A 13,421-nucleotide genomic window follows, 5' to 3' on the forward strand; every position below is an offset into this window, starting at 1 on the left:
TTTTAAGGTTATAGCCCTAAAAAATTAGCCTTTCACTTCAGGTTGACAAGAGGCGATAGAAGCCCAAATTAGTTAGAAAATGTTGATTCAGTTTCTGAAGGAGAAGCTAAAAAATGGAATATCGTATCCTGGGTCGAACAGGTTTGAAAGTTTCCGCTATAGGAATTGGAACTTGGCAGTTAAGTGGCCCTGTGATGATTGATGGGAAAGCTGATAGCTTTCCCGACCCTGGACAAGACAAGGTAATCGATTTGATCCATACCTGCGGAGACTGGGGTATAAATTTAATCGATACCGCAGAAATATACGGAGATGGGGAAGGACAGCGACGTATTGGCCAAGCTATCCAAGGGAAAAGAGACCAATGGCTCCTGAGTAGCAAGTTTGGACTTCGTAGAGGGCCTAATGGAGAGAGAATCCAAAATCCTAACCCTGATACTATCCGTGTCAGTCTGGAAAACAGCTTAAAACGACTACAAACAGATTATATTGATATTTACCTTTACCATTCTCCCCCAAATCCGGCCTTAATTGCTCTGGGAAGGGAGGTATTAGAAACCTTAAAACAGGAAGGAAAAATCCGGTTTTATGGAATTTCTACTGATGATCCCCAGATATTAAACCAGCTAATTCAGAATAATTCTGTGGATGTAGTTATGTTTTCCCAATCTCTTGTAACTTATCCTTCTGAGTTGCTCAATCTTGTTCAAAAAAATAACTTGGGCGTAATGATTAAAGGTGCTTTAGATGCTGGAAGGTTATCGGGAGAATTTTTCCACCAAGAACCTCAGTTTTCTGATCAAGACATTCGTAAGTATATCTTTTACTACGGATTTAAACCTCAAAAGTATGCTGTTTATGAACAGTTCCTCACCGAAGATATGTCAATGCCTGGTTTGGCATTGCGCTATCTACTAGACTTTGAGACAACCCACACAATCATCCTCGGCGGGAGATCCATTGAACGCTATCGAGAAGCCTTAAAAGTTTTTAATCTAGCTCCCCTTGATAGTAAAACTCATGAGGCTTTGGAACAAATCAGACAGAAAATTTTTACCAAATCTTTGCTAGAAAAGATTCGAGATCGCATCAAAACAATCTTGAAACTTTGGTAACGGTTTTTGAACACTGACAAGCGATCATAGAGTTTGACATCTTCTTTTAATGACTTGTCTCAAGGTTGAATTGCTAATAATCCAATAGTTTCTAAAAGAACTCGTTGTTGGTTTAACATTTCCGTTAAACTTTCATCATCAGGATGATCCCAACCTAAAAGATGTAATAACCCGTGAGTCGCTAACCATCCTAACTCGGTTTTGAGGGAATGCCTCTGTTCTTGAGCTTGGTTGTAAGCGGTTTCCACTGAAATGACAATATCACCCAAATACAGGGATTGAGAAGATAAAATTTCGGGAGGTAGGGGACAATCGACCTCTAATGTAGCAAAAGCTAACACATCCGTAGGTTTATTTTGGGAACGATACTGAGTATTTAACGTTTCTATCTCCGTATTATCCGTTAGGCGCAAGCTTAATTCATAACTGGATGCGGTCGGAAGATCAAACTGTAAATGATTCAGCCAAATTTGAAACCAATTTTCCCATTCTGTTTCCTTGATGGGATAGTCAATTATAATTGAGGAAGACTCTATACTCTGGTCTGGGCTGGAGTTAGGTTCTGGGTTTTCTAATACAAACCGATCCCAAAAACAGTCCTGTATACTAACTTCAATTTTGACGCTCATTTATAGGAGTGAACAGAGAATTACGAATTACGAATGGGGAACAGGGAACAGGGAGGAAAAGACAGAAACAAGTCTAGCTTTGCTGTATCACTCTTTGTCTTAATCGGTCTGGCGACTGCTATCAGATAAAATTTAATTAAAATTCTAGGGGTTAGCGAGTCAGGTAAGCCATCCCGATGAGAAATCCTAATAAACCCATCGTGGTTAATGCAAAATGAAACAACGACTTTCCGCCTTTGCGAACCATATTTCGCATCGCTAATTTAACATAGCTGGGTTTGGATTCGTTAGGTTTAACTTCTGAGGATGCCGGAGAGGAGGGGGTATTCATCACGCTTGGTTTAGAAATTAATAGGGGAAAATAGACCGACTGACTCAATCTTAACAAAAATGTAACATTTTATGAAGCGATCGCCCGGTCGAATCTACAATCCACAATATCCCCAACGGTTTTAACGCTGAGTTTCTACTAACTCGGTGTTAAATTCATTGAAAGAACGTCGCCGCAATTCCACAGATTCAGAGCGAGGAAGTAAATCAAAAACTTGACGAAACACATCATCAACCCGTTCAAAAGCAACTTGTCCGTTTTGATCGAAAACAACTTTCCCCGACTGGTCAATTAATACGGTTTGAGGAACATAGCCTTTGTAATAATAGCCCGGTTCCTGACTAGAAAACTGGGTATCGGGTAATAAGGTATCAACATTGACCGGAATAAAATCAGCAGCCCTTCCGTAAAAACGCTGAAGTTCAGATACAGTTGTTGTAAATTTTTTACAATCTTTGCTATCGTCCAAGAAAAAGACTAATAAAGCAGGTCTGCCTTGTCTGCGGGATTCTGCTAAGGTAACTCTGGGAGGGACTAGGGAACCATTTCCCCCATACAGCGCAAAAATATTACCATCAAAGCGATCATCATCCAAACTGGCTAACGCCGTTGGGGCAAGAGTAAAAAAGAATACACTAATAATCACGAAGGTTATCAGTAGGGTTTTGAAACCTTTAAAACCCTGAAAGCACTGTTGTAGAGCTTTGAACGGAGGACAATTCCATGGAGTTAGACGCATATTCTGGAAGCAACAATTGAGATAGAAACGGAATCTATTGTGACATTTTTGGGGGATCTTTTACAAAAGTGATCGCTTTTATTCGGTTTTGAATTTCTGATCATAACAGCGATCTGCTAATTCCAGAAGTTGATAATATTTCCAAGTTCCGCGATCATTTAATTGCTTTGCCAAGTCTAACGGAATTGCATCTAATCCTAAATAAGCCCCACTCATTGCCCCTGCCATTGCTGCGGTTGTATCCACATCTCCACCAACAGTGATAGCAGTACAAATCGTTTCCCAATAGTCCTGGGGTGTTCTCAAAAAAGAATATAAACTCCATAACACACTGCCAACTACAAAGGGGGAAATCCCATCCCATTCACTGCGATGATCTGGCTCTAATCCCGCCTTAGAAATCAACTCAAATGCAGAGTCAATTGGTAATTGAATCCACTGATTTAAGTTTAATATTTCTGATGCGAATTCAGGGGAAATTTCTTGAACCCATTTACTAATTTGATCAAGAAAAACCTCTGGAGAAAACGATTGATTTTGTAATACAAATGCCACAGCCCCGGCGATCGCTACTGACCCCCCCGAACATCGAGGATCTTGATGGGTTATAAACCCTTGCTTGTGCGCCACTTGAATCAGTTGTTGGGGATGATCATAAAACATCAATCCTACCGGGGCTGACCGCATTGCGCTACCATTTCCGGCCGATGGCGGGGGGGTTCCGGCTTCGAGCCAAGGAACCCCTTGAGCTAACCGTTCAACGGCAGCTTCGGTGGTTCGCCCTCTACCGACAATGCGGTTTTCGCTAAACAAGCTAACTATGCGACGGGCATAGTCATCAGGATCAAATCTTCCCAATTCCACATAACTCGAAAGCAGTTCTCTGGCGAGTTGGGAATCATCGGTATATTGACCAAAGGGAAAGGGAAAACGATCTCGATCTCTCGGTTGCTGATTTCTAAGTTCATATTGAACATAATTTTTACACACAAAAGCCGGATAACCTTCCACTCGGCAGCCGGTGGCATCTCCCAAACATTGACCAATTAAACAACCTCGATATTGTTCTTTACTCGGTTTAGGGTTCATGATGTTTTGGATTAAATTTTACCTGCAAAAACCAGTGGACACCGCTCCCACCCCGTGGAATGTTAAAAACTATTACAATCCCGCTAAGAATGTGGGCTCTATGCCTCAAAATACAAGCGATAGGTAGTAACGGTATTGGGCAAATGTCCAAAGCCAGCTACAGTCGCCGGAAGGCATTCGGAGACTCAAAACGGGCGTGGAGAAAGCATAAGACCTAAGAATTTAGGCTGTTATCAAGGAAGCGTCAACCCATCAGATGCAGACCCCCAAAGGGAGCAGGCTGGGAATTCACTTGCCTTAAGGCTGTGAAGGATGTCAAGCTTGTGCAGTGTCCCCTAAAAATCTCAAAAATTTTTGCGGGCTACGAACAAGTTTAGGAGTGAACCGATAAAAATCTTAAATAAAAATAGATTTGATTGCGGATCACAAAGCAGATACACTCTAAGATCATGCCTTGATCCAGAATGTATCTGAACAAGCAGGAACGCTCAGAGATCACTCTGAGACTCTCCAACTCAGTTACATGGGTTTTCGGGAGAGTGTCAATCAGGAAAACGTTAGCTAAACGCTTTTTGTAGAAAATGAGTATCGTCACAAAATCCATCGTTAATGCCGACGCCGAAGCGCGTTACCTCAGCCCTGGTGAATTAGATCGAATCAAAGCCTTCGTCACCTCTGGTGAGCGTCGCGTTCGCATCGCCGAAACGCTGACAGGTGCCCGTGAGCGCATCATCAAAGAAGCTGGAAGCCAACTCTTCCAGAAACGCCCTGATGTGGTCTCTCCTGGTGGCAATGCTTATGGCCAAGAAATGACCGCTACCTGCTTACGCGACCTCGACTATTACCTGCGTCTGGTCACCTATGGAATCGTTGCGGGCGATGTTACCCCCATCGAAGAAATCGGGATCGTTGGCGCTCGGGAAATGTACAAATCTCTGGGTACCCCCATTGAAGCCGTTGTCGAAGGAATTCGTGCTACGAAGAATGTTGCTGCTGGTCTGTTATCTGGTGAAGATGCAGCCGAAGCCTCAGCTTACTTCGACTATGTGATCGGTGCAATGTCATAGTTCCGATTGCTTTATCACCTTTTTTAAACGATTCCTAGATTCAGCGACTACAAGGAAATAGAACAATCATGCAAGACGCCATTACCTCCGTAATCAATTCTTCTGACGTTCAAGGTAAGTACCTGGATGCCAGCGCCCTGGGCAAATTAAAAGCCTACTTCGCCACTGGCGAACTGCGGGTTCGTGCTGCTTCCACGATTAGTGCCAACGCAGCCACCATCGTCAAAGAAGCAGTAGCCAAATCTCTGCTGTACTCTGACGTCACCCGTCCTGGTGGAAATATGTACACCACCCGTCGTTATGCTGCTTGCATTCGCGACTTAGACTACTACCTCCGTTATGCCACCTACGCCATGTTAGCTGGCGATCCTTCCATTCTCGATGAGCGCGTGCTCAACGGTTTGAAAGAAACCTATAACTCTCTGGGTGTTCCCATCGGTTCTACCGTTCAAGCCATCCAAGCCATGAAAGAAGTCACCGCTAGTTTAGTGGGTGCTGATGCTGGCAAAGAAATGGGCATTTACTTTGACTATATCTCCTCTGGCTTAAGCTAAAACCGATGTTAGGTTTTTGAGGGTGAATTTCTAACTAAATTCCCAAATCAAAATCCGAACAACCTTCAAGGCCAGGGAAGTCTGGAGTGAGTGCTAGACCGCCAAAGGCTTGTCTGTTATTCCTGATAAGTTTTAGCGAGCTAGTATTGACTTCAGACTCCCGGCCTTTGAGCATTTAAAATTGATCTAAAACTTGTTAAATTTGCTCAGGAGAGACGAAAAAAAATGCGGATGTTTAAAGTAACAGCTTGTGTGCCAAGCCAAACCCGGATTCGTACCCAACGGGAATTACAAAATACTTACTTTACAAAGTTAGTTCCCTATGACAATTGGTTCAAAGAACAACAACGCATCATGAAAATGGGCGGTAAAATTGTTAAAGTGGAACTGGCAACGGGCAAGCCCGGAATGAATACAGGATTACTGTAGAAGGCAGGAGGCAGGGGACAGAAGGTAGAGGGAACTGGGAAAGAAGAATAGAGATTTATTCTTAATTCTTTATTCTTAATTCTTAATTCCTCCTGCCTCCTGCCTCCTGCCTCCTCCTATTTCCTGACTCTGATTCCGCTATTATATTGTAGGAAAGACAAAACACCACCTGATATAGAGGCGGGAAATGGCAAGTTGGGAATTTCTAGTCCAAAAAGAAGGGGATAATAGCTGGCTGACCTTAGAATCCCCCGATGTTGAAATTTTAGAAGGGCGCTATCGGATGGTCGCCCGTTCTGGCTATACAAACACTTCTATTGATGTTCGCATTATCTATCAAGATTTTGAAGCCCTTCCACCCGTTCAACAGATTCAAACACGGACACTAACGACCAATTCCGAAGGGTTAATGGTGGTGATGCCTTATACCTCCTTAAAACCGGGAAATTGGCAGTTTTCCTGCTCCCCTCAACTGACCTCTGGATTATTATCAACCGTTGGCAAAAGAACAATCCAACTCCGAGTTCTCCCCGTAGACCTAGAAGACCTTGATCAGCCCTTTGAAGAAACTGAACCAGAGACAGTTAATATTATCCCTACAGAATCGGTACATACTGAGCTAACACCGGAACCTTCCCCTAAAATTGTACAATTTCCCACCTCTCGTTCAAATCCGGTTGCTGAACCCCCACAACCCCAAGTTTTAACCCCTGAAACTCCCCTGTCCCTGGTTGAAGAGTCTCCCCAACCTCTGCAAGCGGTAGAGACTTTACTTAAGGCACTGCACCTGAGCCTCGATCAAGATTCCTTTGTGGCCCGTTTGGGACAACCTGTAATCCTATGGGGACGCATCGAACTGCCCATCGCTTCCCCCTCTCAGCCTTCAACTTCTGTTTATCCCGTCCTTCCTTCCTGTGAACTGCAATTTCGTTTACGCGACCCCCAAACCGCAGAACCGTTATTTCAGGTCAGCCAACTTCTTCGGTTCTCGGATTTTCCCCTGTCTTTTTCCGGTGTGGTTTATATTCCCTTTGAATGCAAAACCCGTTTAATTTTAGGGGAAGTCATCTTTTCCCATGATGGAGTTCCCGTCACGACCGAATCTTTTAACATTGTGACTCAGGTTGAACATCTCCTCGAAGCTATTGATCAAGGTTTTGGCACCCAACAGGATCAAGAAGATTTCCCTGACCTTTCAACATTGGATTTGGGAGTTTTGGAATTACCTGACCTCAGCGATAACATAAAAACAACTCATTCCCCCTCTGCTGAAGCCTTTACCCCTGAGATTGCTACCATTTTGCCGCCCAAAATTCATTCCTCTGGAACTGACTCTCGACCCTCTACCTCCCTAGATTTACCGACATTTGGCCGTAGAGACGAGCCATGGCACGTCTGTACAACGACTCAGGAGGTTCAGACCCCAGGGGTTCCCGTATCTGAGGATTTATCAATCGGTGTTGAAACGTCCGAATCAACGTCTACAGATATCCCCGTTTCAATTTCACCCTTGTCGATACCTGCTCCAGATTCAATAGTAGAATCCGAACACCATATCCCTAAACCCAAACAAGATCCAGAGGTTCAACAAGCGTTTCAAGCGTTGGATCTCAATAATCGATTTTGGTCGCGGTTAAATTCTCTAGCCCAGGATCGGTCATGGTCACAATGGGTTAAACGCGCTAACGTTAATCCTCTACCGGAGATTCCGTTTAATGCTGCTACTAATATTGTTAAACGTTCTGATCATGACAGTGATGACGACAGGCAAGATGCCTATTCCACTGTTTTCTCAGAAGTGATTCATCTTTATTCCCAGTCCCAGGAAGAATTAGAAGAAATTGTTGTCGATGATGAACCTTTGGAATCTCCTGCGGCATTTTTTTCAAAACGTAAACTAGGGAAAGAGACGAAACCGGAAACTTCTACCACAAATCAACCCATCCCCTATATTTTATCAGAGGATCAACCCGTTCCTGATCCAGAAATTGAAGTCTTAACTACAGAAATTATTGCCGGACGATTGGTAAAAGTTCGGGTGCGACTTCCTGATGGTTTACCTCGAATTTATGTCAAAGTTTGGCTGTTTGATCGGCAAACTCGCAGTGTTGTTGATGGCCCTCGGTGGTTAACGGAATTTTCACCTAATGGGTTTGATCAAATTGAAACCACTGTTGATTTAGAAGTTCCTTACAGTAGTTTAGAGGTACTTTTTGAGGCGATCGCTGTTGAAATGCAAACCCAACGAGAAAGCAACAAAATCACCATTGAACGCTCTGTTAACCCTCCTCCAGCACCTTCTTTACCTCTTTAATAACAGGGAACAGGGAACAGGGAACAGGGAACAGGGAACAGGGAACAGGCAATAGGCAATAGGGAACAGGGAACAGGGAACAGGGAACAGGGAACAGGGAACAGGGAACAGGGAACAGGGAACAGGGAACAGGCAATAGGCAATAGGCAATAGGCAATAGGCAATAGGCAATAAACTGATAACTGATAACTGATAACTGATAACTGATAACTGATAACTGATAACTGATAACTGATAACTAATAACTAATAACTGATAACTGATAACTGATAACTGACATGATTAAATCCTATTATCAAGTTGGGGGGAGTCTGGCTACTTATATACCGAGTTATGTTCCCCGAAAAGCTGATAAGGAGTTGTATGAAGCTTTCAGAAAGGGAGAGTTTTGTTATATTCTTAATTGTCGGCAGATGGGGAAGTCTTCTCTTTTAGTACGGACAACTCATCGACTTCAAAATCAAGGGTTTCAGTGTGCGATTATTGACTTGACGGTGATTGGAAGTGAAACCGTTACTCCCGAACAGTGGTATAAAGGAATTGTTGCGGAGTTATGTAGATATTTTCGTTTGTTTGGGCAATTTAATTTAAAAGCTTGGTGGTTAGACAATGCTGAATTATCTTTAGCGCAAAGATTAGGCTATTTTATTGAAGATATTTTATTAGAATATTTCCCCGATCAAAATATTATTATTTTAATTGATGAAATTGATAGTGTTTTAAGTTTAAAATTTCAAGTCGATGATTTTTTTGCCTTGATTCGCTCCTTTTATAATAAAAGAGTCATGGCTCCCAAATATTATCGCATAACTTGGGCAATTTGTGGAGTTTCCACACCTAGCGATTTAATTCAAGATCGGAATCGAACTCCTTTTAATATTGGGAAACCTATTCATCTTGACGGCTTTACCTTTGAGGAAGCGCAACCTTTAGCGGTGGGATTAAATGATCAGTGTGAAAATGGTACAGAAATTTTAAAAGAAATTTTAAATTGGACAGGCGGACAACCTTTTTTAACCCATAAATTTAGTCAATTAATCTTTCAATTAATGACTGTTAATTCCGTTTCGAGGTTAAGGATTTCCCCCGGTCATGAAAAAAATGCAGTTGAGTCTATTGCCCGACAATATTTAATTACTAATTGGGAAAAGCAAGATGAACCTGAACATTTAAGAACCATCCGCGATCGCCTGCTGAGAAACGAACAAAAAGCCGGAAGACTCCTGGGTATCTATCAACAAATTTTAAATCAAATAGACGTAAACGTTGATGATAGCCGAGAAAAAATTGAACTACTGTTGTCGGGTTTAGTGATTCAAGACAAACAATCTCTAAAAATTAAAAATAGAATTTATCAAGAAGTTTTTAATCTTCAATGGGTTGAAAAAGAATTTAACAAACTTCGTCCTTACTGGCAACTATTAGAAGATTGGGTCGCCTCAGAACAAACCGATAAATCTCGTTTATTACGCGGAAAAGCCTTACAAGATGCTCAAGAGTGGGCACAAAACAAAAGTTTAAGTGATTTAGATTATCAATTTTTATCAGCCAGTGAAATTATAGATAGGCAGGAAGTTCAACAAGCTTTAGAAGCCCAACGACTCAAAGAAGTTGAAAAAAATGCTCATAGACAACGGTTATTAATGATAATATTAATAGTAGCATTTATTACCGTAACAGCATTAGGATTAACAAATTTTTGGCAATATCGTAAAGTAGTAATCAGTGAACGAAAAGCTCGAATTAGTGAAATTCAAGCCTTAGCTTCCTCTTCCGAAGGGTTATTTGCGTCTAATCATCATTTAGATGCCTTAATTGAAGCGTTACGCGCTAGAAAAAAACTATTGTTATTAGGTCAAGTTGATCCTAAAACAAAAAGCAAAGTAGAATTAGCCCTTCAACAAGCAATTTTAGGCGCTGATGAATATAACCGCTTATCCAAACCTTGGACAGGAACTCGTGGAATTAAGTTTAGCCCCGATGGGAAACTGATTATCGTCGCCGGTCAGGATAATACCCTTAATCTGTGGACAAAACAAGGCAGACTGTTGAAAAGCCTGAAAGGACATCAGGGACTATTGGGGGGTCTGGCCATCAGTCGAGACGGTCAACTCATAGCCTCCGCTTCCGGCGATCGCACCGTCAAACTCTGGACACGGGATGGGACTTTACTCCATACCTTAAGAAGTCATCAAGCGGTAGTTCAAAATGTAGAGATTAGTCCCAATGGGGAATTAATTGCCTCTGGAAGTGAAGATGGGACAGTAAAACTCTGGCGACGAGATGGCACCCTGCTCCGAACCTTAATCACCGGGAATGGGATCAACTATGCACAGGCATTTACCGCAGATAGTCAAAAAATCCTAGCCAGTCGAGAAGATGGGAAACTCATGATTTGGCAGGTTGATGGTCAACTCTTAGCTACCGTCCCCGGTCATAATGCTGTAATTCTCGGTATAGCGATTAATCCTCAAGGTAATACCATTGCCACAGCCTCGGCGGATGGAACCCTGAAATTGTGGGAATTTTCTGGAGATACCCCCGTACTGCTGACCACCCTGAAACAACACAAAGGCATGGTCATGAATGTAGCCTTCAGTCCCGATAACCAGCAACTAGCCTCCGTATCCGATGACAAAACCGTCAAACTTTGGCAACGAGTCGGGACGACCTGGAATCATCCCCAACTTCGCAGCACCTTTGCTGGACACCAGGGGATGATCATGGACGTAGAGTTTAGTCCTGATGGTCAAACCCTCGCTTCTACATCTTCGGACAATACGGTGAAACTCTGGAAACTAGAGAACCCCTTACTTAAATCTTTAAAAGCCCATCAAACTGCCGTATTTAGCCTTGCCTTCAGCCCCGATAGTCAAATTTTGGCTTCCGCTAGTCTTGATAGGACGGTCAAACTCTGGGACATGAGCCAGCAGGGGCTACAGTCGTTATTACCTCTACGCATCTTAAAAGCCAATCATCCCTTGATGGGAGTCACGTTTAATCCCGATGGCAAACGGTTAGCCCTTGTCAGTATGAATGGAATGGTGCAATTGTGGACAAGGGATGGGACATTGCTATCAATAGTCAAAGGACATCAAGGAGCACTGAGAAAAAGCCGGTTTAGTCCTGATGGTACGCGACTCGTCACCGCCAGTGGAGATGGAACTGTTGGACTCTGGAACGTCGAGGGGAAAACTCCGGTTTTACTCCGGCAATTCAAGGGACATCAAGCGGGTCTTTGGGTCGCTGATTTTAGTCCCGATGGCCAGCAGATCGCCTCCTGTAGTGGAGATGGAACAGTCAAACTTTGGACAAAAGACGGTCAGTTGTTGAGAACCATTAAAGCCAGTCAAATGCTAGTTCGGTCAATCGCCTATAGCCCTGATGGGCAACTTTTAGTCAGTGGGGGCGATGATAAAACCGTGAAACTCTGGAAACCCGATGGCACGTTAGTCAAGACTTTAACGGGACATCATGATATGGTGCGGGCGGTAACCTTTAGTCCCGATGGACAACTTCTCGCCTCTGGAAGTGGGGATGGCATGATTAAATTATGGCAACCAAACGGAACCTTATTAACCACCCTCAAAGCCCACACCGGAGGGATTTGGGAAGTTGCTTTTAGTCGCGACGGTCAAAAACTGGCTTCTGCGAGTGAGGATAGTACCGTTGTTTTGTGGAATCTTCAGCAAGTGCGATCGCTGGATCATTTGATTGCTCACGGATGTAACTGGGTACAAGATTATTTACAGACAAATGGGGACTTAGAAGAGAGCGACAGACATTTGTGCGATGATCTGACAGTTTCACCCTCAACCCCTAAATAAAAGGGAAGAATGCGACAGCCTTTACGGTATGATTGGGGTCAATAGAAACATCTATCTCGTTAAACTTTAGCCTGGTTTGGGCGATGCCATTGTTAGGAGGAACAAGGTGATTAAAGTCGCAATTAACGGTTTTGGACGGATTGGACGTAACGTTTTACGCTGCTGGTTAACTCGGCAAAATAGCAATTTAGAGTTCGTGGGAATCAATGATACTTCTGATCCCAGTACCAATGCTCATTTGCTGAAATATGATTCCATGCTGGGGACGCTCAAAGGCGTTGACATCAAAGCCGATGAAAACTCCATTATTATTAATGGCAAAACCATCAAATGTGTCTCTGATCGCAATCCCTTGAATTTGCCTTGGCAAGAATGGGGTGTGGATTTAATTATCGAATCCACTGGGGTATTTATTACGGAGGAAGGAGCCTCTAAGCATATTCAAGCCGGGGCTAAAAAAGTCCTAATTACGGCTCCTGGAAAAGGAGATGGCGTGGATACCTTTGTGGTGGGTGTGAATCACCAAGACTACAATCACGATCAACACCGGATTCTGAGTAACGCCAGTTGCACCACTAACTGTTTAGCTCCCTTTGCTAAAGTGCTGCATGAAAAATTCGGCATTGTCAAAGGAACAATGACTACAACCCACAGTTACACCGGAGATCAGCGTCTGTTAGATGCTAGTCACCGGGATGTGCGTCGGGCCAGAGCCGCTGCGGTGAATATTGTTCCGACTTCTACGGGTGCTGCGAAAGCCGTTGCTTTAGTAATTCCTGAATTAAAAGGAAAACTCAATGGGATTGCTTTCCGCGTTCCTACCCCTAATGTCTCCATTGTGGATTTAGTGGTACAGGTGGAGAAGAAAACCTTCGTCGAAGAAGTTAACCAAGCTCTCCAAGAAGCAGCCGAAGGCAATATGAAGGGAATTCTGGAATATAGCGATCTGCCTTTGGTGTCTTCTGACTACAAGGGACATGACGCTTCTTCTATCGTGGATGCCAGCTTAACGATGGTTATGGGTGGCGACATGGTGAAAGTCGTGGCTTGGTATGACAACGAATGGGGTTATAGCCAACGGGTGGTTGATTTAGCCGAATTAGTGGCTACAAATTGGAAATAGATTGAATCAGGAGAGAGGCAGCGTTTTTCGTTGGTGGCGACCGTTGGGATGCTCAAACTTAAAACGCCCTACTCCGATTTTAGTTTGGCTGATGATAGCTTTGAGTTTTGAATATTTAATATGAAATCCCATTATGAACGCTACAGATGATCCCCCCCAACCCCCCTGTAGAGACGTTGCATGCAACGTCTCTACAGGGGGGAT

The 13,421-nt window shown here is 43.3% G+C and carries 11 protein-coding genes; 7 read left to right on the forward strand and 4 right to left on the reverse strand.

The genetic code is table 11. The features are described from left to right. The first annotated feature begins 113 nt into the window (after nt 1-113). The gene (locus H6G57_RS10270) at nt 114-1,115 is read left to right on the forward strand and encodes an aldo/keto reductase (protein WP_190518272.1); all 1,002 of its coding nucleotides are present in this window, start codon (nt 114-116) and stop codon (nt 1,113-1,115) included. Between the two features lie 59 nt (nt 1,116-1,174). Here the strand turns inward: H6G57_RS10270 and ybeY are convergent, their stop codons facing one another. From ybeY to H6G57_RS10290, 4 genes are all read right to left on the reverse strand, one after another. Continuing rightward, a complete protein-coding gene (gene ybeY / locus H6G57_RS10275) occupies nt 1,175-1,744 on the reverse strand; it encodes an rRNA maturation RNase YbeY (protein WP_190518274.1) in 570 nt (189 codons plus the stop codon). Between the two features lie 151 nt (nt 1,745-1,895). Further along, entirely contained in the window at nt 1,896-2,075 is a 180-nt protein-coding gene (locus H6G57_RS10280; RefSeq protein ID WP_190518276.1) for a DUF3285 domain-containing protein, read from the reverse strand. Between the two features lie 121 nt (nt 2,076-2,196). Further along, nucleotides 2,197-2,814, reverse strand: coding sequence for a thylakoid membrane photosystem I accumulation factor (locus H6G57_RS10285; RefSeq protein WP_190518278.1), 618 nt, complete (start codon nt 2,812-2,814; stop codon nt 2,197-2,199). A 78-nt stretch (nt 2,815-2,892) separates the two neighbouring features. After that, on the reverse strand, nt 2,893-3,903 hold the full coding sequence (locus H6G57_RS10290; RefSeq protein ID WP_190518279.1) for an ADP-ribosylglycohydrolase family protein: 1,011 nt from the start codon (nt 3,901-3,903) through the stop codon (nt 2,893-2,895). Nucleotides 3,904-4,484: 581 nt separating this feature from the next. Here H6G57_RS10290 and apcA point away from each other — a divergent pair. From apcA to H6G57_RS10320, 6 genes are all read left to right on the forward strand, one after another. Further along, nucleotides 4,485-4,970, forward strand: a complete 486-nt coding sequence (apcA, locus tag H6G57_RS10295) for an allophycocyanin subunit alpha (protein ID WP_072720268.1) — start codon at nt 4,485-4,487, stop codon at nt 4,968-4,970. A 68-nt stretch (nt 4,971-5,038) separates the two neighbouring features. Beyond that, nucleotides 5,039-5,524: an allophycocyanin subunit beta gene (gene apcB, locus H6G57_RS10300; RefSeq protein WP_072720267.1), complete on the forward strand. Its 486-nt coding sequence runs from the start codon at nt 5,039-5,041 to the stop codon at nt 5,522-5,524. A gap of 225 nt (nt 5,525-5,749) precedes the next feature. Continuing rightward, nucleotides 5,750-5,953, forward strand: a complete 204-nt coding sequence (locus H6G57_RS10305) for a phycobilisome linker polypeptide (protein ID WP_190518281.1) — start codon at nt 5,750-5,752, stop codon at nt 5,951-5,953. A gap of 187 nt (nt 5,954-6,140) precedes the next feature. Beyond that, the gene (locus H6G57_RS10310) at nt 6,141-8,267 is read left to right on the forward strand and encodes a hypothetical protein (RefSeq protein WP_190518283.1); all 2,127 of its coding nucleotides are present in this window, start codon (nt 6,141-6,143) and stop codon (nt 8,265-8,267) included. A 278-nt stretch (nt 8,268-8,545) separates the two neighbouring features. Next, entirely contained in the window at nt 8,546-12,094 is a 3,549-nt protein-coding gene (locus H6G57_RS10315; RefSeq protein ID WP_190518285.1) for an AAA-like domain-containing protein, read from the forward strand. Nucleotides 12,095-12,200: 106 nt separating this feature from the next. Further along, on the forward strand, nt 12,201-13,217 hold the full coding sequence (locus tag H6G57_RS10320) for a type I glyceraldehyde-3-phosphate dehydrogenase (protein ID WP_190518287.1): 1,017 nt from the start codon (nt 12,201-12,203) through the stop codon (nt 13,215-13,217). Nucleotides 13,218-13,421: the final 204 nt, after the last annotated feature.

It is taken from the genome of Planktothrix sp. FACHB-1365 (assembly GCF_014697575.1).
GTDB lineage: Bacteria > Cyanobacteriota > Cyanobacteriia > Cyanobacteriales > Microcoleaceae > Planktothrix.

Coding starts and splice junctions, on each gene's coding strand:
- H6G57_RS10270 (WP_190518272.1), top strand. CDS start 114: ATGGAATATCGTATCCTGGGTCGAACAGGTTTGAAAGTTTCCGCTATA.
- ybeY (WP_190518274.1), bottom strand. CDS start 1,744: ATGAGCGTCAAAATTGAAGTTAGTATACAGGACTGTTTTTGGGATCGG.
- H6G57_RS10280 (WP_190518276.1), bottom strand. CDS start 2,075: ATGAATACCCCCTCCTCTCCGGCATCCTCAGAAGTTAAACCTAACGAA.
- H6G57_RS10285 (WP_190518278.1), bottom strand. CDS start 2,814: ATGCGTCTAACTCCATGGAATTGTCCTCCGTTCAAAGCTCTACAACAG.
- H6G57_RS10290 (WP_190518279.1), bottom strand. CDS start 3,903: ATGAACCCTAAACCGAGTAAAGAACAATATCGAGGTTGTTTAATTGGT.
- apcA (WP_072720268.1), top strand. CDS start 4,485: ATGAGTATCGTCACAAAATCCATCGTTAATGCCGACGCCGAAGCGCGT.
- apcB (WP_072720267.1), top strand. CDS start 5,039: ATGCAAGACGCCATTACCTCCGTAATCAATTCTTCTGACGTTCAAGGT.
- H6G57_RS10305 (WP_190518281.1), top strand. CDS start 5,750: ATGCGGATGTTTAAAGTAACAGCTTGTGTGCCAAGCCAAACCCGGATT.
- H6G57_RS10310 (WP_190518283.1), top strand. CDS start 6,141: ATGGCAAGTTGGGAATTTCTAGTCCAAAAAGAAGGGGATAATAGCTGG.
- H6G57_RS10315 (WP_190518285.1), top strand. CDS start 8,546: ATGATTAAATCCTATTATCAAGTTGGGGGGAGTCTGGCTACTTATATA.